General features: G+C 45.5%; 13 protein-coding genes. 12 read left to right on the top strand and 1 reads right to left on the bottom strand.

Going from position 1 to position 24,315, the window contains the following annotated elements; translation table 11 throughout:
• Positions 1-25 precede the first annotated feature (25 nt).
• Complete coding sequence (locus KHS38_RS10735) at positions 26-1,048, bottom strand: serine hydrolase domain-containing protein (RefSeq protein ID WP_213488557.1); 1,023 nt, start codon at positions 1,046-1,048, stop codon at positions 26-28.
• Between the two features lie 294 nt (positions 1,049-1,342).
• On the opposite strand from KHS38_RS10735, the gene KHS38_RS10740 reads away from it, so the two are divergent.
• From KHS38_RS10740 to KHS38_RS10795, 12 genes are all read left to right on the top strand, one after another.
• Positions 1,343-2,362 (top strand): aldo/keto reductase, encoded by a 1,020-nt coding sequence (locus tag KHS38_RS10740; RefSeq protein ID WP_213488558.1) that lies wholly within the window; start codon positions 1,343-1,345, stop codon positions 2,360-2,362.
• Positions 2,362-3,201: an amidohydrolase family protein gene (locus KHS38_RS10745; protein WP_213488559.1), complete on the top strand. Its 840-nt coding sequence runs from the start codon at positions 2,362-2,364 to the stop codon at positions 3,199-3,201. The genes KHS38_RS10740 and KHS38_RS10745 overlap by 1 nt, the downstream gene beginning before the upstream one ends.
• A gap of 3 nt (positions 3,202-3,204) precedes the next feature.
• Positions 3,205-4,224 carry a zinc-binding alcohol dehydrogenase family protein gene (locus KHS38_RS10750; protein WP_213488560.1) on the top strand — a complete coding sequence of 340 codons (1,020 nt, stop codon included), beginning with the start codon at positions 3,205-3,207 and terminating at the stop codon, positions 4,222-4,224.
• Positions 4,214-5,791, top strand: coding sequence for an MGH1-like glycoside hydrolase domain-containing protein (locus KHS38_RS10755; RefSeq protein ID WP_249665360.1), 1,578 nt, complete (start codon positions 4,214-4,216; stop codon positions 5,789-5,791). Before KHS38_RS10750 ends, KHS38_RS10755 begins: the two co-directional genes overlap by 11 nt.
• A gap of 204 nt (positions 5,792-5,995) precedes the next feature.
• Complete coding sequence (locus KHS38_RS10760) at positions 5,996-8,761, top strand: alpha-d-galacturonidase (protein ID WP_213488561.1); 2,766 nt, start codon at positions 5,996-5,998, stop codon at positions 8,759-8,761.
• A gap of 103 nt (positions 8,762-8,864) precedes the next feature.
• A complete protein-coding gene (locus KHS38_RS10765; RefSeq protein WP_249665361.1) occupies positions 8,865-11,630 on the top strand; it encodes a glycoside hydrolase family 95 protein in 2,766 nt (921 codons plus the stop codon).
• Entirely contained in the window at positions 11,630-15,163 is a 3,534-nt protein-coding gene (locus KHS38_RS10770; RefSeq protein ID WP_213488563.1) for a malectin domain-containing carbohydrate-binding protein, read from the top strand. Before KHS38_RS10765 ends, KHS38_RS10770 begins: the two co-directional genes overlap by 1 nt.
• A 25-nt stretch (positions 15,164-15,188) precedes the next feature.
• Positions 15,189-17,960: a family 78 glycoside hydrolase catalytic domain gene (locus KHS38_RS10775; protein WP_213488564.1), complete on the top strand. Its 2,772-nt coding sequence runs from the start codon at positions 15,189-15,191 to the stop codon at positions 17,958-17,960.
• An 8-nt stretch (positions 17,961-17,968) separates the two neighbouring features.
• A complete protein-coding gene (locus KHS38_RS10780; protein ID WP_213488565.1) occupies positions 17,969-19,093 on the top strand; it encodes a glycoside hydrolase family protein in 1,125 nt (374 codons plus the stop codon).
• A gap of 55 nt (positions 19,094-19,148) precedes the next feature.
• Positions 19,149-21,557: a beta-galactosidase GalB gene (gene galB / locus KHS38_RS10785; RefSeq protein WP_213488566.1), complete on the top strand. Its 2,409-nt coding sequence runs from the start codon at positions 19,149-19,151 to the stop codon at positions 21,555-21,557.
• A 193-nt stretch (positions 21,558-21,750) separates the two neighbouring features.
• Positions 21,751-23,337 (top strand): sodium:solute symporter family protein, encoded by a 1,587-nt coding sequence (locus KHS38_RS10790; protein WP_213488567.1) that lies wholly within the window; start codon positions 21,751-21,753, stop codon positions 23,335-23,337.
• A gap of 28 nt (positions 23,338-23,365) precedes the next feature.
• Positions 23,366-24,310, top strand: coding sequence for a dihydrodipicolinate synthase family protein (locus KHS38_RS10795; protein WP_249665362.1), 945 nt, complete (start codon positions 23,366-23,368; stop codon positions 24,308-24,310).
• Positions 24,311-24,315: the final 5 nt, after the last annotated feature.

Consider the following 24,315-nt stretch of genomic DNA (forward strand, 5'->3'; position numbering starts at 1 on the left):
GAGATTTTTATACTTACATACCGTCTTATTGCGCGTTTGCATCTAATATAGCTTCTATTTTGTCGGTTAGCTCGTGTAAATTATTCTGCTTTTGGTTGGTTAGTAAAATGATGGTTCTGCCTTTAGCAGTGTGGCTACTCAAAATTGCCTGATAATGTAAGGTTGTGCCATCGTGTATATGTGAAATCATTTTGTTGTTATTCATTTCACCGCCTCCCAGTCCACTCTGTTTACCACTTTCAATAGGTATCAGAATTTGCTTAGTGGATACAGGGTTGATAATACAAAAGCGATTAATGCATTCCGACCATTTATAAAAATCATCCAGGTTAAGGCACGTCCATCCGGATATGGGTATAATTAAAGGATCCTGCTTAAAATCATTATTAAAAGCTTTAGCCATTAACGGCTCGCTTTCTGTTGGATCCATTACAGCATGCCTGATGCCGATCGGGCGCACTAGCTTTTCTATTACAAACTGATTAAAGGGTATACCGCTTACCTTTTCAATAATGCGCCTCCGTAAAAAGGTGTTGTTATTGTTATAGGCGTAGCTGCTGCCAGGCTCAAAGTCAAGTTTTTGCAGGGCCTGTAAGTCCTTCCAATTGTCATCATCATTGTGTATGGTTTTCCATTTAATATCTGGCAAGCCGCTGGCATACTGCAAAAGGTTTTTGATGCTGATTCTTGAAGCCCATGCAGGTAATTCAGGGAAATATTTGTCTACTTTATCATCTATGGCCAGCTTTTTCTGTTCTTGCAACATCATAATAGCTACTGCATCAAACTCTTTTGCTATAGAACCGATGAAAAATCGGTGTTTTACCGTCAAGGGTATTTGCTTGGAAGCATCGGCATAGCCTATAGCCGCCTTGTATATAATCTTGCCATGTTCAACAATCAGAGCATTGCCATTGAATAGTCCTGACTTATTAGCCTGTCTCAAACAGGAGTCGATAGCTAAGGCTTGCTTAGTTTGACCCAACGAAAGATGGGAAACGAGCAGCAGTACGCAAAAAGCTGCATAACACTTTTTAAAAATGTGCATAAGGTATTAATTGGTGTTGGTACAAGATACATAAACTTATTAACTAAGCAGGCATAAATTAAACTAAGGCTGTTCTATTATTTAAATCAGCGGAGTCGTCTGTAACCATACAACTGGCCACCTTGTAAGATAACTTGTTATAGAACTATGATAAAAAAGTATAATTTTAAATTGTAGTTTTTTTATCCCTTTGGTAACCAATTATAACCACCTGTTGTAATTTTTAGTAAATTAATTTAAGGTAGCCATTGCACTGCTGGCATAATTATTTTGCCATACAGCAAAAAAAGGTTTATGACAAGTGATATCAGCATTTCAAAAATAATTTTTGGTACCAGCAGCCTGGGTAATTTATATACCGCTTTAGACGATAGTATAAAGCTCGAAATTGTTAAACAGATCATCCAGCATTCGCCGAAGCCGGCTGTTTTTGATTCGGCCGGTAAATATGGTGCGGGCCTGGCCCTCGAATCATTAGGCAAAGCGCTACATGAGTTACAGATCAAACCAGAGGATGTATTAATCAGTAATAAATTGGGTTGGTATCGTACCGAACTTAAAACACCCGAGCCCACTTTTGAACCCGGCGTATGGCGCGATTTGAAATATGATGCTGTGCAAAAAATAAGTTATGAAGGTATATTGGCTTGCTACGAGCAGGGCAACCAACTATTGCATGGTTACAATGCCCAGTTAGTGTCTGTGCATGATCCCGACGAATACCTGGCCGCTGCTGAAAATGAAGCCGAGCGTGAGAAAAGATATCAGGATGTGCTGGATGCATACCGTGCACTTGCTGAATTAAAGCAACAAGGCAGGGTAAAAGCGATTGGCGTTGGGGCTAAAGACTGGACCATCATCCGTAAAATAACTGACGATATACATTTAGATTGGGTGATGATAGCCAACAGCATGACCTTGCACAGCCACCCCAAAGATTTGCTGAAATACATGCAGTCTTTACAAGAACGGGGTATTATGATTATCAATTCGGCAGTGTTTAATGCTGGCTTTTTAATAGGTGGTAACTATTACAACTACAAGGAAATAGACCCCGAAAGTGATCATGACCAAGCTTTGCTAAAGTGGCGCGAAAGGTTTTTTGCTTTGTGCGATAAGCATGCCATTAAACCGGCCGAGGCCTGTGTGCAATTTGGTTTGAGTGCGCCCGGCGTTGTAAGTATTGCATTAAGCACTACCAATGCTGGCCGGGTCAAACAAAATGTAGCTATGGGCCACACCAAAGTGCCCAATACCTTTTGGCAGGATATGAAAGCCGGGGGATTAATGGATAGCAGTTATAACTACGTATAATGTATAAAATTGATTCACATCAGCATTTTTGGCAATTTGACCCGGTGAGAGACAGCTGGATAACAGGTGAGATGTCGGCTATCAGGCGTGATTGCTTACCTGCCGATTTGTGGCCCTTATTGCAGCATCATGATATTCAGGGTTGCATCGCTGTGCAATCCGACCAGTCTGAAAAAGACAATGAATTTTTACTTGGTTTGGCTGCGGATAATGATTTTATAAAGGGCATAGTAGGGTGGGTGGATTTGCAGGCCGCCGATGTAGAGGATCGTTTGATACACTACCGTCAGTTTGAAAAAATAAAAGGTTTCCGGCACGTGCTGCAAGGTGAGCCACAGCGCGATTTGATGCTTACTGATGCTTTTAAGCACGGTATAGGGTTGTTGGGTAAGTATGATTTTACTTACGATGTGCTCATCTTTGCCGATCAGCTCAAATACACAGCCGAGTTGATAGCCCAGTACCCTAACCAGGTCTTTATCATCGATCATATTGCCAAACCAGATATTAAACAGCAACATATTGATGATTGGAAACGCGATATTCAAACCGTAGCGCAGTTTCCAAATGTAAGTTGCAAGGTATCGGGCATGGTTACCGAAGCGGATTGGAATGGATGGAACGAGCGTGATTTTGAACCTTATCTGGATGTTGTGTTCGAAGCATTCGGAACTAATCGTGTGCTTTATGGATCGGACTGGCCGGTGTGCCAGGTGGCAGGCGGCTATGACCGCATGATAGATATTGTAAAAAATTACTCGGCGCAATTATCAGCACATGAGCAAACTTTGTTCTGGGGCGATAATGCCGCGCGCTTATACCAGATAGCTATTGCTTAAAATATGAAATCGTTAGTTTGTACCATACCCGGCAGCTTTGCCTATCAGGAAATGGAAAAGCCTGTACCCGCAAAAGATCATGCCATCATTAAAATAAAGCGTATCGGCGTTTGCGGTACCGACCTGCATGCTTTTAGGGGTACGCAGCCTTATTTCAGTTATCCGCGTATATTAGGCCATGAGCTATCGGGCGAGTTAGTGGAGTTTGACAATGCACCTGGTTTTGAAGTGGGCGAGGCTGTTACCTTTATTCCGTATTTTAATTGCGGTGTTTGTATTGCCTGCCGTTCGGGTAAATCTAACTGCTGCGTAAATATACAGGTATGCGGCGTGCATGCCGATGGCGGTATGGTAGAGTATCTATCCGTACCATCCCGCTTGCTGGTACATGGCGAGGGACTTACGTATGATGAATTGGCGCTTGTTGAGCCGTTGGCCATAGGTGCACACGGCGTACGCCGCGCTGGCATTCAAAGCGGCGAATTTGTGCTGGTTATCGGGGCCGGGCCAATAGGTTTAGGTACAATGGAATTTGCCCGTATTGCCGGGGCCAACGTAATTGCAATGGATGTAAGCAATGACAGACTGGCTTTCTGCCGTGAAAAGCTTAAGGTTACCCATACCATCAACCCTGCCGAAACGGACGCTGCGGAAGCTGTGAGTGCAATTACCAATGGCGACATGGCAACTGTAGTAATTGATGCAACCGGCAACTTAAAAGCTATAGAAGGTGGCATTAATTACCTGGCGCATGGCGGCCGGTACGTGTTAATCGGGTTGCAAAAAGAAGCATTCAGCTTTAGTCACCCGGAGTTTCATAAACGAGAGAGTACGCTGATGAGCAGCCGTAACGCTACCCGCGAAGATTTTGAGCATGTGATTACCAGCATGAAACAAGGCTTGGTTGATCCTAAAACATATATTACCCACCGGGTGAACTTTGACGAGGTAAGCAGCCGGTTCGAAAGCTGGCTCAATCCCGAAAATAAAGTAATTAAGGCCATGATCAGTCATGCTGATTGATAAACAGATTTTGCTGATGAAAGTATTGAAGTGTATTGCCTTTGGATTTATGGTGGTTGCAACCGTTTGTACTGCAAAGGCGCAATCAAAGCAAGTGCTGAGTTTTGACAAGCTGAATAATTACGTGTCTTACTTTAACCGTGCAGATACCGAAACGGTAAAAAACCTGGTACCCAATGAGCTGGCTGCTGAATGGATGTCGAAGAACGTGCCGGTGTTTGAATGTCCCGACACTACCATCGAAAAGACTTATTATTATCGCTGGTGGACATTCCGTAAGCACCTGAAGCAAACGCCCGACGGGTTTGTGTTTACCGAGTTTATTACGCCGGTAAAGCATGCGGGTATTTATAATACGGTAAGCAGCGCACTCGGTCACCACGTTTATGAGGGCCGGTGGTTGCGCAACCCGCAATACATACAACAATATATTTCCTTTTGGCTGTATACCGATGCCAAACAGAAAAAGCCGCACCTGCACGGTTTCAGCAGCTGGGTAGATGATGCGGTTTACAATTACTACCTCGTCAATCTTAATCAATCCTTTGTTCAAAAAGTTATCCCGGCTTTGGATGCCGACTATCGCCTGTGGGAAACCGAACGGCAGTTGCCCGATCATTCTTTTTGGCAATTTGATGTAAAAGATGCAATGGAAGAGTCCATCAGCGGATCGCGCAAGCTCAAAAATGTACGGCCAACTATCAACAGTTATATGTATGGTAATGCTGTAGCTTTAACGCAGATGGCCCGCATTACAGGTAACGATACGCTACAAAAACGCTACGCTACCAAAGCCACAGAACTGAAAAGTATGGTGCAAAAAAGGCTTTGGGATGATACAGCATCCTTCTTTAAAGTGCAGTATCCAGATGGTAAGTTGTGCGACGCACGGGAGGAGCTGGGTTTTATTCCCTGGTATTTTAACCTGCCCGATGATAAAGCAAAGTATGCCGAACAGTGGGATCAGTTAAAAGATGAAAAGGGCTTTAACGCCCCGTGGGGCATCACCACCGCCGAAAGGCGTCACCCGCAGTTCAGAACGCATGGTACCGGGCATGGCTGTGAGTGGGACGGTGCGGTATGGCCTTTTGCCACTTCGCAAACATTAACGGGTTTGGCAAATCTGCTTACCCGGTACAAGCATCAGGACGGTATGTCGGCAACGGTATATTACAACGAGTTACACAAGTATGCCGCATCGCACCAAAGGCGTGGTTTGCCCTACCTGGGCGAGTATCAGGACGAAAAAACGGGCTTCTGGTTAAAGGGCGATAATCCGCGTAGCAGCTACTACAATCATTCTACTTTTTGTGATCTGGTGATCAGCGGCTTGGTTGGCCTGAAACCGCGTGCTGATAATAAACTGGAATTATATCCCCTGATTCCTGACAACCAGTGGGATTGGTTTTGCCTGGATAATATTGCCTATCATGGGCATACGCTTACCATATTGTGGGATAAAGCCGGAACCCGCTATAACCGCGGTAAAGGCTTGCATATTTTTGCCGATGGTAAAGAGATAGCACAGGCTAAAGAACTAAAACATCTTTTCGCTAAATTACCCTAACAAGGGCCTATTGATGGCAAGATGCTACAATAGCATGAAAAAATGTTATAAAGATTGATAGCCTTGTACAAGTAGTTTTGAAACCATATAGTTACCAATTATACAGTTAAACCTTCACGTCATTTCATTGGCTTCGCTTCTTTAAAGATGTATACCTGCATTTACAAAAGCCGGATGAATGATTGAGGTCATGAATAATCTTATATGGCTAAATCTACCAAAGGCTGGCTTATACTGTGCCTGTTGCTTTTATGTATACCTATTGCCCATACATGGGCAAATTCCGTAAACGGAACGCAGGTAAACATTGTACTATCCTCATCAAGCCATGCCCGTATAAAGTATGGTGCCAGCCAACTGGCTGTTGCACTCAAAAAGCGTGGCTATACAGTAAGTATTTCAACCAGGCAGGCGGGTGGTGGTACTAAAAGTTCCATTTTAATAGGTACGTTATCAGACGCCATCATCAAAAGCAGTTTATTAAAAATCCAAAATAATATAACCAAGCAGCCCGGCAAAGAGGGGTTTACCATACAGTCGGCAAAAAACAAAATTGTTATTGCTGGTGCAGATAACTCCGGTGCGTTATATGGCTGCCTGGAACTTATTGACAGTTTGCAGGCTACTGGTAAGTTGCCAACAAATATCAGCGTTACCGATCAGCCCGAAATGGTAATGCGCGGTGCCTGCATTGGTTTGCAAAAGCCCTATTTGTTGCCTGGCCGTGGTACCTATGAGTACCCGTACACGCCCCAAACTTTTCCATGGTTTTATGACAAAGCCTTATGGATCCGTTGCCTGGACTCCCTGGCTCAAAACCGCATGAACTCCCTTTACTTATGGAACGGTCACCCGTTTGCCTCATTGGTTAAAGTAAAAGATTACCCGTACGCGGTTGAGGTGGATGATGCCACCTTCAAAAAAAACGAAGAGATTTACCGCTTTTTAGCTCAGGAGGCTGATAGACGAGGTATCTGGCTGGTTCAGGGGTTCTACAATATCATCGTATCCAAGCCTTTTGCCGAGAAGCATAATCTGGCCACGCAAGATCGCAACCGTCCCATTATTCCGGTAATTGCCGATTACACACGTAAATCCATCGCCGCCTTTGTACAAAAATACCCCAACGTTGGTTTGCTGATTACACTCGGTGAAGCAATGGAAGGGGTGGGGCAGGATGACATTGACTGGTTTACCAAAACTATCATTCCCGGTGTGAAGGATGGCTTAAAAGCATTAGGCCGTACAGATGAGCCGCCTATTGTATTGCGCGGACATGATACCGATGCGCCTACGGTAATGAAACATGCGCTGCCCCTGTACAAAAACTTATATACCGAAGCTAAGTACAATGGCGAAGCATTAACCACCTATACACCACGCGGCCCCTGGGCTGATCTGCATCGCACCTTAAGCCGCATTGGTACCGTCCAGATCGAAAACGTGCACATTCTGGCTAACCTTGAGCCATTTCGTTATGGATCGGCCGATTTTATACAGAAATGTGTGCAGGCTATGCATAATGTGTACGAGGCCAATGGCTTGCACCTGTACCCGCAGGCATCTTACTGGGACTGGCCATACTCGGCAGATAATGCAGGTAAGCGGCTATACCAGTTAGACCGCGATTGGATTTGGTACAAGGAATGGTCGCGCTATGCCTGGAACTGCCACCGCGACCGAAACAGTGAAATCAATTACTGGGGTCAGCAACTTGCAGCACGCTATGGCTGCACTGCACAGCAGGGCAAAGCCATACTGGAAGCTTATGAGCAGGCCGGTGAAATTTCTCCGCAGATATTGCGCAGGGTAGGCATTACCGACGGTAACCGTCAAACCATGACGTTAGGTATGCTGATGAGCCAGTTCGTTAATCCCGAAAAGTTCGGTTTATTCAGTTTGTTGTACAATTCAGAAGCACCCGAGGGAGAGATATTAAGTGAGTATGCCGAAAAAGAATGGAAACACCAGCCTCACGTTGGCGAAACGCCTGTACAAGTAGCCACTGATGTGCCCGTATATGGTAAAAAAGCTGTGGCAGCTATCAATGCTGCTGCACCGGGCGTAACCCGAAACCAGGATGAATTTAACCGCCTTAAAAATGATATGTATTGCTATAATGCTATGGCCAATAGCTATGCAGCTAAGATAAGAGGGGCAGTACATATTCTTCGCTACAAGTATTCAAATGATATTGCGGATTTGGAAAAAGCCGTGCCCGAGATGGAGAGCAGTTTGGCTTACTTTAAGCAGTTGGTTAATCTGACCAAAGATAGCTACCTGTATGCAAATAGTATGCAAACCAAGCAGCGCAAAATACCCATGCGTGGCCACGAAGCTACCATGAAAACATGGGTAGAGCTACTGCCGGTTTACCAACAGGAACTGAACAATTTTAAAAAGAACATCGATTCGCTCAAGTCGCCTGAAGCACGGGCTAAACAGGCGCAGAAAATACACTTTACCAACGCCGATGTAAAAGTAATCAGCGGAGCTGACGGCTTTTACAACTGGAGCGCCGGTGCGCAACCCTTTGCCGACACAGCAGTTGCCATCCAGGACTTTGGCAAAGAACTAACCGGTTTGAAGGGTATAAAGCTTTCTAAAGCCAAGCAGCTAAAAGAAGGCACAACTATTAAATTCAATAACAGTCGCCCGGTAAAGGTATTGGTGGGTTTCTTTAACGAAACTGCACCCCAATACCTACAGCCGCCGCAGCTCGAAACCGATGCAAGCGCTAATGATTTTGGTCAGGCGGATAGTAAGATAGCCAATGCTGTTTTAATGCCAGACTTGCCGCCGGTTAATATACACACCTACACTTTCAAAGCCGGTACCAATACCCTAAGTTTGGGAAAGGGCGCTTGCCTGGTGCTGGGCATCATTGATGACAACCAGTCCGTACCGGTTTATGATGCAGGTTTAAGCACTTCTGGTAATATCAAAGATTTACGTTGGTTATTCAATTAGATTGGTGATGCTCAATTGGTTTAAAAATAGAGTTCAGGGAAGTAGCAGTAGCGCTAAATTGGGTTTAGCCGTTATCGCCCTATTATTTACTTCCTGGCATACGTTGGCACAACATCCAAACCTTAAGCTGTGGTATAACCAGCCCTCGCAAAAGTGGACTGATGCCCTGCCTATTGGCAACGGCCGAATGGGGGCTATGATTTATGGTGGTATTGATACCGAGCGTATTCAGTTTAATGAGCAAACGCTGTGGACTGGTCGTCCGCGTGCCTATCACCGGGAGAGAGCCGCGCAATATCTGCAACCCATCCGGCAATTGCTGTTCCAGGGCAAGCAGAAAGAAGCCGACTCATTGGCCGAAGCTCATTTTATGGGTAAAAAGGATAACGAAGATACTTATAATGCGCAGAAGGTAACCTGGTTTAAACAGGTGCATAATAAAACTGATGCCAAGTCGGCTGATTTTAAAGATGCTAATTGGAAAGCTATCAACCTGCCAACAGAAAAAGGATGGGAAACTACGCCTGGCTTTGAGGGGCTGGACGGGGCCGTATGGTTTCGTAAAAGTTTCAGTTTGCCAGCTTCCTGGATGGGTAAAAGCCTGGTGTTAAGTTTGGGTCGTATCCGTGACATGGATTTTACTTATGTAAACGGCCAACAGGTTGGAACTACCGATGGTACCAATTACCGTAAATATACCATTCCTGCCAAAGGGCTTCATCAGGGCGAAAATTATATTGCCATACAAGTATTCAATTACTGGGATAAAGGCGGTCTGACCAGTGCAGCTAAAGAAATGGTTATTTATCCCGAGGGCGAAAGCCCGGAAAATGGGATTAAGTTAAGTGGCGCATGGAAATACTGGATACAGGACTTTAACCCACCGGCGTACCCACGTTACAATGCCGATTATCAGCCATTTGGTGATGTGTTGCTGCAGTTTTCAAAGCAAGGTACCGTTACCAACTATAAACGCGATCTGGATATTACGAATGCTACCGCCCATGTATCGTACATTGCCAATGGTGTTACTTATACCCGTGAGTATTTTGCAAGCGCAACCGATAAGGTAGTTGCCATGCATTTAACCGCCAGCCAACCCTGTAAAGTTTCACTAACGGCCTTGCTAAGTACACTGCACAAAAATATGTCGGTACGTAAGGTTAATGATCACACACTGGCTCTGTCATTACAGGTACGTAACGGCGTATTAAAAGGCGTTAGTTATCTCACCGTGCAAACTAAAGGCGGTAGTGTAACTACCTCCGCAGACGGAATAACCGTTAACGGTGCTAACGAGGCAACGTTTTATTTAGCAGCGGCTACCAGTTTCAAATCTTATAAAGATGTATCGGGCAATCCCGAAGCGATTTGCAGGCAAGCCATGCAAAATTTGGGAGCGAAGACGTATTCAGGCATCAAAGCTGTTCACGTGGCCGATTATCAGCGGTATTTTAATACCTTTTCTATTAATCTTTTTGAAGGTAAAAACGGCGCATTACCTACCGATCAAAGAATTTTAAAGTTCAACAGCATTGATGATCCGTCGCTAATTACCTTGTATATGCAGTATGCGCGGTATCTGCTTATCTCCTCATCACGGCCGGGTGGCGGCCCTGCCAACCTGCAAGGCTTGTGGAACGATTTACTGACACCGCCCTGGGGGAGTAAATTCACAACAAACATCAATCTGGAGATGAATTACTGGCCTGCCGAAATGCTCAATTTATCGGCATGTAATACACCGTTGTTTAAGGTGATTAATGATTTGCAGCAAACGGGTAGTCTTACGGCGCGTGCTCACTATGGTGCTCCTGGCTGGGTGCTGCATCATAATACCGATGTGTGGCGTGGAACGGCGCCGGTAAACGCGGCTAATCACGGTATTTGGGTAACCGGTGCTGCCTGGTTGTGCCATCATTTGTGGGAGCATTATGAATTTACGCAGGATAAAGAGTTTTTAAAGAACCAGGCTTATCCGGCCATGAAAAGTGCGGCTGCGTTTTTTAACGCTTTTCTGATTACAGATCCAAAAACAGGTTATCTGATCAGCACACCATCCAACTCGCCCGAGCATGGCGGCTTGGTAGCCGGCCCAACTATGGATCACCAGATTATCCGCGACTTGTTCAAGAACTATGTAGCCGCCGCTAAAATTTTAGGGGTTGATGAGGCGTTCAGTCGCACTATACAAACTAAATACAGGCAGATAGCACCAAACCAGATTGGTAAGTTCGGCCAGTTGCAGGAGTGGCTGCAGGATAAGGACGATAGCACGGATACACATCGCCATGTGTCGCATATGTGGGGCGTTTATCCGGGAACGGAGATTGGTTCGAACACACCAGAGCTGATGAAGGCTGCCGAAAAGTCGATGCTGTATCGTGGCGATGAGGGTACGGGCTGGAGCATTGCCTGGAAAGTAAACATTTGGGCCCGTATGCGCCAGGGTGATCATGCCTATCTGATGCTTACCAAGCTACTCTCACCGGCAGACGCTGTACCAAATCATGAAAAAGGCGGTGTATATCATAATTTATTCGATGCACACCCACCGTTTCAAATTGATGGCAACTTTGGCGGTGCCGCTGGTATTGCCGAAATGCTGCTACAAAGCCAGTCCGGCAATTTGGAACTACTGCCTGCACTACCATCAGCCCTGCCAAATGGCGAGGTAAAAGGTATTTGTGCACGGGGAGGCTTTGTGCTGAACTTTAGCTGGAAAGACGGACAGTTACAGCAGGTAGCTATTACCTCAACCGTAGGCAAGGTATGTACAGTTAAGTATAAAGACAAGACCATCAGCATGTTTACACAAAAAGGGCAAACCTACAAACTGAATGCCGATTTGAAACTGATTAAAGGCTAATGAAGGTACTAACCGGAGATATAGATTTTATTAAGCATTATCCCAGCAGGTTGCTGTTTTTGATAATGCTTTTAATGGTTTCTGCCACAGGTTTCGCACAGTTGCGTCAGGATATAGCCTTAAACACCGGCTGGCAATCCGTTGCAGATGACACTAATCCTAATGCATATGCTGGTTTTGAGCAGAATAGTTTTAACGACCGGGCCTGGAATAGCGTAACCGTGCCGCACAACTGGGATACGTACGAGGGGTACCGCAGGCTAAAACATGGCAACCGGCATGGCTATGCCTGGTATCGTAAATCGTTCAATGCTAAATACGCGGGCGCCAATAAGCGTTACTTTTTGTGGTTCGAAGGCGTTAGTTCATATGCCACCGTTTGGCTTAATGGCAAAAAAGTGGGTTACCATGCCGGTGGTCGTACCTCATTCACTTTAGATGTAACCAATGCCATTCGCCTTAATGGTAATAACCTGCTTTGCGTTCGTGCCGATCATCCGGCTAGTATTACAAATCTGCCCTGGGTATGTGGCGGCTGCTCAGACGAAACCGGTTTCTCGGAAGGGTCACAGCCGATGGGTATTTACAGGCCGGTGCATTTGGTGATAACTGATGCAGTGCGGGTTCAACCATTCGGCATACACATCTGGAATGACACCACCGTGTCTGAAAGATCGGCCCAATTGAATCTAGAAACAGAGATCAAAAATTATGGCAGTCAGCCTAAGTCTGTTACTATCATCAACAAACTGTTAGATGCCAAAGGGATAACCGTACAGATTGCTAAGCAAATACAGCAGGTTAAGGCTGGCAGCACTTACATTGCCAAGCAAAACATCAGCCTGAATGGCAATGTGCATTTGTGGTCGCTCGAAAATCCGTACCTCTATACCTTACACACGCAAGTGATGCAAAACGGTAAGGTGATAGATGAGATAAAAACACCTTACGGCATTCGTTGGATAAGCTGGCCCATTGGTCGTAATAACGGCGATAACCGTTTTTACCTGAACGGTAAGCCGGTATTTATAAACGGTATAGGTGAGTATGAGCACCTGATGGGGCGCAGCCATGCGTTTACCAGCCAGGAAATAAAAGCCCGTGTACAACAAACCCGTGCAGCTGGTTTCAATGCTTTCCGTGATGCGCATCAGCCGCATAATTTGGAATATCAAAAGTACTGGGATGAGCAGGGGCTGCTTTGGTGGCCGCAGTTCTCGGCACACATCTGGTGTAATACCCCCGAGTTTAGGGAAAATTATAAAGTGTTGATAGTGGAATGGGTAAAAGAACGGCGTAACAGTCCGTCGGCAGTTTTATGGGGACTTGAGAATGAAAGCAAGTTGCCGGAGGATTTTGCCCGTGAGTGCACCGAACTAATTCGCAAACTGGATCCTACGGCATCCTCACAGCGCAAGGTAACCACCTGTAATGGTGGCAAGGGTACCGATTGGAATGTGCCGCAAAACTGGACCGGCACCTATGGTGGTAACCCGCTCACTTATGCCGAAGATTTGCAAAAGCAGATTCTGATAGGCGAATACGGCGCATGGCGCAGCCTGGAGCTGCATACCGAAGGTCCGTTTACGGCAGTTGGCCCGCTAAGCGAAGACCGCATGACGCAATTGATGGAAACCAAAGTGCGCCTTGCCGAAGCTGCGAAAGATAAAGCAGCAGGGCAATTCCATTGGTTGCTCTACTCTCATGAAAACCCCGGCCGTATACAAGGCGGCGAGGGTTTGCGGGAGTTGGATAGGGTGGGGCCTGTTAATTACAAAGGGTTATTTACCCCATGGGGCCAGCCGCTGGATGTATTTTATATGTTCAGGGCCAATTATGCACCTAAGGATAAAGAACCGATGGTTTACATCGTATCGCACACCTGGCCCAACCGCTGGATTAAGCCCGGTATCAAAGACAGCATCACCGTTTACTCCAACTGTGATGAAGTGGAGTTGTTTAATGATGTGAAAACGATTTCGCTCGGTAAAAAGAAAAAACAGGGCATCGGCACGCACTTTCAGTGGGACGGTGTGAATATTAAGTATAATGTACTTTATGCGGTTGGCTATGTAAACGGTAAAGCCGTTTCACAAGATTACGTTGTATTGAAACACTTGCCAGCAGCGCCGAATGTAGCTCAATTAACCGGCAAGGTAAGCGATTTACTTAAACCGGTAGCCGGATACAATTATATGTACCGGGTAAATTGCGGCGGCCCAGCATATAAAGATACCAACGGTAACTTATGGCAGGCTGATGTTCACCAAACCGCTGCCAACACCTGGGGCTCCCGCTCATGGACGGATGATTATCCCGGTATGCCAGCTTTTTTTGCCAGTCAGCAGCGTACTTTCGATGTGATTAAAGGCACTCAGGATGGCTCGCTGTTCCAAACCTTTAGGTATGGTATGGAAAAGCTGCAATACACTTTCCCGGTGCCTGATGGCGATTATCAGGTGGAGCTATTTTTTACCGAGCCCTGGTATGGAATAGGCGGTGGCCTGAATTGTACAGGCTGGCGGTTGTTTGATGTAACGATCAACAAGCAAACCGTTATTCGTAACCTCGATATATGGAAAGAGACCGGCGTAAATACCGCACTCAAAAAAACGGTAACAGCCCATGTAACTGGTGGGCGTTTGACCATATCGTTTCCGCAGGTTGCGGCTGGCGAGGCCATTATTTCAGCTATTGCCATCAGTACACGTAATCAAAAAGCAATACCGTCTAAAGCAGCAAATGGTATCATCCAAAACCTCAAAGCACCGCAAACATGGTTGCTGAAAAGCTGGCTGGATATTGGTGATAAGCTATTTGCAGATGACCAGAAATCGGTAATCAATCAATTACCATCGGCCTTATATGGGGCCAATTGGATACAAACTACCAGAGGTGCAAAATCTGCTGTGCAGTTTAATATGGGTAATGATGGTAGCGTGTACGTTGCCACAGATAAAAAAGAAATATGGCTGAACGATTATGAAGTAACCGGACTAACTATACAATCCGATGCTGATAATGCCGCCCGATTATCTCTCTACCGCAAAACTTTAAAAAAGGGTGAAACCGTGACATTAGGCACCGGTACCTATATGGTAGCCGTATTGCCCGCAGTAACATTGGAGCCTGCTACCGATCTGCGGCAATCGGTGAGCTATAAGGCCGATCAGGCTGTGGCTCAGGGTAGCGCTGTGCCTGATACCTTAAATAGCAGGCAAGTGCTTCGCTTTACCAATGCGTCAGCCGGTGACGCTATATTTACCATTACGCCCGGTGTGGGCGATTTGTATGCCCTGCGCATTAAGTACTATAATCAAACCGGTAACACATTTACCGGTAAAATGGAACTACAGGCGGCTGATGGCACGGTTATGAAAACTGAAGTCCTGCAATTTAAACCTGTAGCTAAAGGCAAATCAGGTACAATAGCAACAACAACAGGTACCAGCATCAATGCAGGTAACTATCGGCTTATCATTTCAGCCAAAAATGCAGAAGGATTGAGTATATCAGGTGTAGAAATGCAGTGACAGGTATTTGTATTGGAAAATAAAAATGTTTAAAAGTTTTTATATAGTATTGTTTTTATTGCCTTTTCAGGTTTTTGCACAAGACCTGAAAGTAAGTGCATTAAAATGTGAGTACAAAAACAATCCTTTAGGGATAGAATCTGCCGTGCCGCATTTAAGCTGGATATCGGAAAGTACTGGCCGTAATGTGAAGCAAACCGCATATCATATACTCGTTGCCGACGATGCTGCTTTATTGAATAAAAACGCAGGCAATGTTTGGGATTCAAAAAAAGTAAGTTCTGTAGCGTCTATTCAAATAGCTTATCACGGTAAGCCGTTACAAAGCAATAAAACCTATTACTGGAAGTTAAAGGTTTGGGATAACCAAAATCATGTTACTGCATGGAGTACGCCGGCAAAATGGCAAATGGGCCTGCTTACACCAGCCGACTGGAAAAATGCCCGTTGGATAGCCTATGACAAACTGCCTGATACGTCACGCATTGTGCCGTTGCTGCATGGCCGTGGTCCTAAAAAGCTGGGCTTGGCTAACGATGTATTGCCGCTTTTAAGAAAAGACTTTAAGGTAAATAAACCCGTCAAAAAAGCTACTCTTTATATATGTGGTCTTGGCCACTTTGAGTTGAGCATGAACGGTAATAAGGTGGGCGATCACTTTCTGGATCCGGGGTGGACCAACTATGATAAGCAGGCGTTGTATGTGCCTTTTGATGTAACAGCGCATTTAAAGCAGGGCAGTAATACCATCGGTGTAACGCTGGGCAACGGATTTTATTACATCCCGCGCGATAAGCGCTATCGCAAGCTTACCGGCGCTTATGGGTATCCTAAAATGATATGCCGTTTAGTAACTGAGTATAAAGACGGCTCTGTAGATAACGTAGTAAGTGATGCCAGCTGGAAAACGGCACCGGGGCCAATTACGTTTACCAGCATTTACGGCGGCGAAGATTACAATGCTAATATAGAACAAGACGGCTGGAATAAGCCCGGTTTTGATGATACCAAGTGGAAAAGCGCCATGCTGGTAGATGGCTCTCCGCAGCTGAATGCCCAACTGGCCGAACCGTTAAAGATTTTCGAAAGCTTTAGTCCGCAAAAAATTACCCAGGTAGCTCCCGGTAAGTGGGTTTTTGATTTGGGGCAGAATGCATCGGGTATACCGCAAATTACGGTGAAGGGCAAAAAAGGCGATACCGTAAAAATTTATCCGGCCGAACTGATCAATGCCGATGGTTCTGCCAATCAAAAAGGCTCGGGCGGTCCGTATTACTTTGCCTACGTACTTAAAGGTGGCGGTGCCGAAACATGGCAGCCGCGTTTTACCTATTACGGTTTCAGGTACGTACAGTTAGAGGGCGGCGTGCCGCAGGGGAAGGATAACCCGCAAAATTCACCGCTGATTATAGGTGTAAAAGGATTGCATACCCGTAATGCTGCACCGGTTATCGGGAGCTTTGCCTGTTCTAATGAATTGTTCAACAAAACTTATACGCTGATAGACTGGGCCGTGAAAAGCAATATGGCCAGCGTGTTTACAGATTGCCCGCACCGCGAAAAGTTAGGCTGGCTGGAAGAAGCGCATTTGGTAGGCAGTTCCATCCATTACAGTTATGATATTGCCAACTTAAGCCGCAAGTGCATCAGCGATATGCGCGTGGCGCAAACTGCTGAAGGCCTGGTGCCCGAGATAGCACCTGAGTTTACCCAATTTGGCGAACCTTTCCGTGATTCGCCGGAGTGGGGAAGTAATGCCGTAATCTATCCGTGGTACATATACCAATGGTATGGCGATAAGCAATTGCTGGTAGATAGCTACAGTATGATGCAGCGCTACTTGGATTATTTGGCTGGCAAGGCAGATAACCACATCCTTGACCAGGGCTTAGGCGATTGGTATGACATCGGCCCCAAACCACCCGGCTTATCACAAAACACCCCTAAAGGAATTACAGCTACGGCTATTTACTATTATGATTTAAATATAGCCGCCAAGGTAGCAACTGTTTTAGGCAAGCCAGATGATGCTACGCAATACCACAAGCAGGCACAGCAGGTAAAGCAGGCTTTTAATGCGGCTTTCTTTAACATGGCTACTAAGCAATATGGTACCGGCAGCCAAACCGCCAACGCCATGGCTTTATACGCTGGGCTAGTGGAGCTGCAATACAAAGCAGCCGTATTGGTTAACCTGGTTCAGGATATTCGCAACCGCAACAATAGCCTTACCGCTGGCGATATTGGTTATCGGTATCTGCTGCGCGTTTTGGATGATGAGGGTCGGTCGGATGTGATATTTGACATGAACAACCGGTCCGACGTGCCGGGCTATGGTTACCAGCTGGCCAAAGGTGCAACGGCGTTAACCGAATCCTGGCAGGCCTTGGGTGGTGTGTCCAATAACCATTTTATGCTGGGGCATATTATGGAGTGGTTTTTTAGCGGCCTGGCCGGTATTCGTCCGGCTCCTGATGCTGTAGCTTACAATCGTGTTGAGATAAGGCCCGAACCAGTTGGCGATGTTACCCATGCCGAAGCTACTACCCAAACGCCTTACGGTACACTCAGCACTAAATGGAAAATACAGGATGATAGTAGTTTTGATCTTGATGTACAGATTCCTGTTGGTACTATGGCAACGGTTTATCTGCCTGTAAGCCAGTCGGCCAAAATTAAGGAAGCGAACAAGCCGCTTAGTCTGGCTAAAAGTATAAAATACTTAGGTTATAAAAATGGCAAGGCATTAATTCAGGTTGGATCGGGATATTACCATTTCAGCGCACAACAATTATGATAAGACATATGCAAGGAACAAAATATATACACCTGTTACTGGCAGCCCTGCTGTTAGGTGCGAGTGCGCTGGCGCAATCGTCCATAACAACGGTACCCGAAAAGGTGATGCAGGATGTATACCAGAAAATTAAAACGCCTTATAAATACGGACTGGTAATGGTGCCTGCAGATAACAGCAAAAAGCTGGACTGCCCAAGCGTGTTCCGTAAAGGCAACCAATGGATCATGACTTACCTTACCTTTACCGGCAGGGGCTATGAAACCTGGCTGGCGCAAAGCAAAGACTTGTTGCATTGGGAAACCAAAGGGCGTATCCTGTCATTTTCGGATACTACGGATTGGGATAACAATCAAAAGGCAGGGTATGTAGCATTGCAGGATACCAAGTGGGGTGGCAACTATCAGTTAAATAAATTCCAGGATAAATATTGGATGTCGTACTTTGGTGGGCAGCAAAGGGGGTATGAGAAGGGTCTGTTATCTATTGGCATGGCTTATACCCAAAAAGATCCGGCTACGGCGCACGAGTGGCAGCGATTGAATCATCCTGTTTTAATGGCTACCGATAGCAACGTTCGGTGGTGGGAAAATCATACCTTGTATAAAGAAACCGTGATTGAAGACAGAGCCCGGTTAACCGGCTATCCGTTCATAATGTATTATAATGCCAATGGCGACAGTGTGAACAAAAAGCGCGGTGCGGAGCGTATTGGTATGGCCGTATCTAACGATATGGTAAATTGGATACGCTATAAAAAAGATCCGATACTAAATCATCATGTAGGTATAACCGGCGATCCGTATCTGCAAAAAATGGGCGACCTGTGGGTGATGTTTTACTTTGGTGCTTTCTGGAAAGACAGGGGCGGGGCCTTTAACCGTTTTGCCTGCTCATACGACTTGGTAAACTGGACGGAGTGGAACGGCGAAAATTTAGTTGAGCCTTCCGAACCTTATGATAACATGTTTGCGCATAAATCATTCGTGGTTAAATATAAAGGCGTAGTCTACCATTTTTATTGTGCGGTAAACAAAGCCGATCAGCGTGGTATTGCGGTAGCTACCTCTAAAGATTTGGGCAAAAGCTCAGTAAGCTTTGTTGAACCGCCGCCATCTAAAAAGAAGAAATAACGGTGGTGAACCTAGTATTAAAAAGAGTAAAGTATTTCATTATAGAAAAGCAGCTATGCGGTTAAGATATCTTTCAATTATAATTTTCTTTATAACTGTACTTAGTGCGCAGGCACAACAAGTAGGTCGTAAAATTGAAAGCTTTAATGCTGGCTGGCGTTTTTATTTGGGTAACGACACATTGGCCAGTCAGGCTAACTATAATGACAGCCACTGGCGACAACTTAACTTACCGCACGACTGGAGTATCGAAGGCGCCTTTGACGGGAAGAGCACATCTACCCAGGCTGAGGGTGGCTTGCCGACGGGTATTGGCTGGTACCGGAAAACGTTTAATTTACCTGCCTCGGCAAAAGGGCAAAAAGTATTCATTGATTTTGACGGTGTGCACCGTAACAGCGAGGTTTGGATTAACGGGCGCTACCTGGGCAAAAGGCCCAATGGTTATATCTCGTTTCGATATGATTTAACACCTTATCTGAAGTATGGTGCCGCTAAAAATGTAATAGCTGTTAAAGTTGATAATTCCGGGCAACCCAACTCGCGTTGGTATACAGGGTCGGGCATTTATCGGAATGTTTGGCTGGTTACCACCGGCAAAGCCTATTTTACTTATGGCGGCACATTTGTTAGCACACCGAAGGTTGATGCAAAATCAGCAACTATACATGTGCAGACTACCGTTGTGCCGGGAGCTGCAAACTTGAAACTCAAAACACTTGTTTACGATAATCAGCGTAAGCTGGTGGCTTCTCAAATATCAGCGGTACAAAGTTCGGATGATACATTGGTGCGTTTTGCAGAACAAGGTTTGAGTGTGCCTCAACCGAAGTTATGGTCTGTAAATCACCCTGATTTGTATAAAGTTGAGTTGCAGCTATTGTCGGGCGAAAAAGTGTTAGATACTTATATTGTCAATACAGGTATCCGAACTTTTAACTTTGACCCGCAACAAGGGTTCTTATTAAACGGCGAACGCATGAAAATTAAAGGCGTTTGTATGCACCACGATCTGGGCGCGTTGGGTGCAGCGGTTAATGTACGTGCAATGGAGCGCCAGCTGCAAATACTGAAAAATATGGGTTGCAATGCCATCAGAACATCGCATAACCCGCCAGCCCCGGAGTTTTTGGACCTGTGTGATCAAATGGGTTTTTTGGTGATGGATGAGGCTTTTGATATGTGGAAGAAAAAGAAGAGCAAGCACGATTACCACGAATACTGGGATGCCTGGCATCAAATTGATCTAGAAGATCAGGTACGCCGCGACCGCAATCACCCGTCGGTATTTATTTGGAGTATAGGTAACGAGATCCGTGAGCAGTTCGATAGTACCGGTATCACCATAGGACGTGAGTTGGTGAACATAGTGAAAAAGCTGGACCCCACACGCCCGGTTACGTCAGCATTAAGCGAAGCTAATCCGAAAAAGAATTTTGTTTACCAATCAGGCGCTTTAGATCTGGTAGGATTAAATTACCACCAGGAAGTGTATGCTGATTTTCCTAAAAACTATCCCGGCGAAAAGTTTATAGCTGCCGAAACCATGTCGGCATTAGCAACGCGGGGCTTCTACGATCAGCCTGCAGATACTACGCGTTTGTGGCCTGCCAGTTCGAAAGAAAAATATACCAAGGGTAACCCCGAAATGGCGGTTACAGCTTATGATAACGTAGCGGCCTACTGGGGTTCCACGCATGAAGAAACCTGGAAAATTATCAAAAAGCATGATTACCTGTCGGGGCTGTTCGTGTGGACGGGGTTTGATTATATTGGTGAGCCGGTACCCTATGCATGGCCGGCACGCAGTTCCTATTATGGTATAGTTGATCTGGCTGGTTTTCCTAAAGACGCCTATTATATGTACCAAAGCGAATGGACAAACAAAAATGTACTGCATATTTTACCGCACTGGAACTGGCAACCCGGTAAAACGGTAGATGTATGGGCCTATTACAATAATGCGGATGAGGTAGAGCTATACCTGAACGGCAAATCATTAGGTGTTAAAAAGAAAGAGGGCGATAACCTGCACGTAATGTGGCGCGTAAAATATGAACCAGGCACCATCAAAGCTGTATCCCGTAAAAAAGGTAAAACGGTGCTGACGCGCGAAGTACACACCGCTGGCAAACCGGCACGAATTGAACTCGTGGCCGACCGCTCACAGATCAAAGCCGATGGCAAAGACCTCTCCTTTGTAACCGTAAAGGTACTGGATAAAGATGGCAACCTGGTGCCAGATGCGGATAACCTGATTAAATTTGCTGTGAAAGGCGGCCGAATTGCCGGGGTTGATAATGGCTCGCAGGTTAGTATGGAGCCGTTCCAAGCCAATCAGCGCAAGGCTTTTCATGGTATGTGTTTAGCGATTGTACAAGGAAGTGTAAATCCGGGTAAAATTGTATTAACCGCCACTGTGCAAGGATTGCCTGCAACTACAATATCTCTCGTAGCGAAGTAAAATATCATATCAATTTACGAAAGGCTCCTGCATTGTAGGAGCCTTTACGTTTTACAGGTAGCTGTAATGATAAGATACTACACGATCAGGCCAAAATATTATAAATTTAAACCTTTACCATCCGATACATTTGTTTTTCTGTGCATGATGTTATCAAATTATTCTGCAGCCAATTAACCAATTTATTAACCGGATGAAAAACCTGCCAACGCTTGATCTTGCTGTGATTGTTGTGTATCTGGGCGCTATGCTACTGGTGGGCTGGTACTTTTCACGGAAAAATAAAAATGCGGAGCAATTCACTAAAGCTTCGGGACAAATTCCGGGCTGGGCAATTGGTATTTCCATCTACGCTACTTTTTTGAGCAGTAATACGTTTTTAGGTGTACCGGGAAAAACTTTTGGTGGTAACTGGAGCGCTTTTGTGTTCAGTATCAGTATGCCGCTGGCTGCCTGGGTAGCATCAAAATACTTTGTGCCATTTTACCGCAGCACCGGCCAAATATCAGCCTACACGCATCTGGAGCATCGCTTTGGTGCTTGGGCACGTACCTATGCCGTGGTGTGCTTTTTACTCACACAGCTTGCCCGTATGGGTTCTATCTTTTTTGGCGTAGCGCTTACCCTGCAAGCCCTTACCGGCTTTAGCATGAAAATGATCATTATCAGCATGGGTATATGCATCATCATTTACACGGTGCTGGGTGGTATTGAGGCTGTGATATGGACAGAGGTAGGACAGGGGATCGTAAAAACATTAGGCGCTTTTTTAATCATTTATATCATCGTTACAAATGTACCGGGGGGAATAGGCAAGATTACAGCGATTGGCCTGCATGATAGTAAGTTTAGCCTTGGCAGCTTTGCTTTGAGTTTTAAGGAACCTACTTTTTGGGTTGTGCTGTTGTACGGGTTCTTTATTAATCTCAATAATTTTGGTATGGACCAAAATTATGTGCAGCGGTATCATACCGCTTCCTCGTCCCGCCAGGCGGTTAAATCCATCTGGTTGTGTGTAGTACTTTACCTGCCTGCATCGTTGCTGTTTTGTGTTATCGGTTCGGGGTTATATGCCTTTTATCAGGTACACCCCGAATTGACGGAAGCTATACGCCAACAAGCGGCCACAGAGCATTTACCGACGAATGCTACCACTGCTCAGATTGCACAAGCCGCAGCACAGCTTACACCGGCCGATTACGGCGATAAGGTGATGCCAAATTTCATGGTTTCCAAAATACCGGCAGGCTTGGTAGGGTTAATTGTGTCGGCTATACTATCTGCAGCCATGAGTACCATCAGTTCAGGCATGAATGCCTCAGCCACCGTCTTTTCAGTGGATATTTATAAGCGCTACTTTAAACCTGATATGAACGACAAGCAAACTTTATGGCTTTTACATACGGCAACTGTAGTGGCCGGTATAGCCGGACTAATTGCTGGCATCGCCATGATTGGTGTGAAAAGTGTTTTGGATATGTGGTGGCAGCTATCGGGCATATTTGCCGGAGGTATGCTAGGTTTGTTTTTGCTGGGCATGATTAGCCGGCAAACACGTAACCGGGAAGCCATACTGGCTGTGGTAATTGGTATACTGGTCATCTTATGGATGACACTGTCTGACTTGCTACCCCAGGAGTATGCTATGTTGCGCAATCCGCTACATCAAAATATGATTATTGTGGTAGGTACGCTTACCATATTCCTTGCCGGGGTCATTCTCACTAAACTCAGGCAAAAAAATAAATCAGAAGTGCAACTAACTTCAAAAACTGTCTAACCTTAACGGCCAATAAAATCAAATATCTATGACCAGCATCAACCCATCTAAAAAAGGTTTTATTCCTGTAATGCTTACGCCTTTTAAAGATAACGGGCAGATTGACTATGACCAGCTAACCCGCCTTACCGAGTTTTACCTAAATGCAGGTGCCGCAGGTTTGTTTGCCAATTGCTTGTCGAGCGAGATGTTTGAACTGAGTGATGCCGAACGGTTGCAAATCATCAAACACGTTGTAAATGTTGCCCGCGGTACTGTTCCGGTTGTGGCCACGGGTACCTTTGGCGGGCCTGTTGCCACCCAAGCGGAGTTTGTAAAGCAGGTATACTATGAAGGCGTACAGGCGGTAATCGTTATTACCGGCCTGCTGGCCGAACAGCCGGAGACGGACGAGGTGTTCAATGACCGTACGGCACAGCTGCTTGATTTAACGCCTGGAGTGCCGCTGGGATTTTATGAATGTCCGGTGCCTTACAAAAGATTATTATCCCCACAGCAGTTAGCCGGGTTTGTAGCAACCGGCCGTATTATTTACCATAAAGATACCTGCATTGATATTGAGCAGATTAAAGCTAAACTTGCAGGAACACAAAATGCAAATTTTGGCTTGTACGATGCTTATATGGGGCATGCGGTTGAATCATTAAAAGCCGGTTCGGCAGGTTTATCATGCATACAAGGCAATTACTTTCCAGAATTGATTGTATGGTTGTGCGAAAATTATAATAATTCATCACTAACCGAACAAGTTAACCATGTACAGCAATTCTTGATTGAAAACATGGAGGTAATGCACAATGTGTATCCGGTAGTATCGAAGTATTTTCTGCAAAAAAGAGGAGTTGATATTTCCACCTTTACGCGCCGTAACGTAGGTGCGTTTACTTCCGCAATACGTCAGGATGTGGATAAATTATACGACGCTTATACCCGTTTGCAACACCAATATGAAATAGGTACGGTGATCGGATAATTTAC

The sequence above is a fragment of the Mucilaginibacter sp. Bleaf8 genome, from assembly GCF_018390515.1.
Classification (GTDB): Bacteria; Bacteroidota; Bacteroidia; order Sphingobacteriales; family Sphingobacteriaceae; genus Mucilaginibacter.

What these genes read in the sequence shown, in the direction of transcription:
- KHS38_RS10735 (WP_213488557.1), bottom strand. Translation starts at nt 1,048, where the DNA reads ATGCACATTTTTAAAAAGTGTTATGCAGCTTTTTGCGTACTGCTGCTC.
- KHS38_RS10740 (WP_213488558.1), top strand. Translation starts at nt 1,343, where the DNA reads ATGACAAGTGATATCAGCATTTCAAAAATAATTTTTGGTACCAGCAGC.
- KHS38_RS10745 (WP_213488559.1), top strand. Translation starts at nt 2,362, where the DNA reads ATGTATAAAATTGATTCACATCAGCATTTTTGGCAATTTGACCCGGTG.
- KHS38_RS10750 (WP_213488560.1), top strand. Translation starts at nt 3,205, where the DNA reads ATGAAATCGTTAGTTTGTACCATACCCGGCAGCTTTGCCTATCAGGAA.
- KHS38_RS10755 (WP_249665360.1), top strand. Translation starts at nt 4,214, where the DNA reads ATGCTGATTGATAAACAGATTTTGCTGATGAAAGTATTGAAGTGTATT.
- KHS38_RS10760 (WP_213488561.1), top strand. Translation starts at nt 5,996, where the DNA reads ATGGCTAAATCTACCAAAGGCTGGCTTATACTGTGCCTGTTGCTTTTA.
- KHS38_RS10770 (WP_213488563.1), top strand. Translation starts at nt 11,630, where the DNA reads ATGAAGGTACTAACCGGAGATATAGATTTTATTAAGCATTATCCCAGC.
- KHS38_RS10775 (WP_213488564.1), top strand. Translation starts at nt 15,189, where the DNA reads ATGTTTAAAAGTTTTTATATAGTATTGTTTTTATTGCCTTTTCAGGTT.
- KHS38_RS10780 (WP_213488565.1), top strand. Translation starts at nt 17,969, where the DNA reads ATGCAAGGAACAAAATATATACACCTGTTACTGGCAGCCCTGCTGTTA.
- galB (WP_213488566.1), top strand. Translation starts at nt 19,149, where the DNA reads ATGCGGTTAAGATATCTTTCAATTATAATTTTCTTTATAACTGTACTT.
- KHS38_RS10790 (WP_213488567.1), top strand. Translation starts at nt 21,751, where the DNA reads ATGAAAAACCTGCCAACGCTTGATCTTGCTGTGATTGTTGTGTATCTG.
- KHS38_RS10795 (WP_249665362.1), top strand. Translation starts at nt 23,366, where the DNA reads ATGACCAGCATCAACCCATCTAAAAAAGGTTTTATTCCTGTAATGCTT.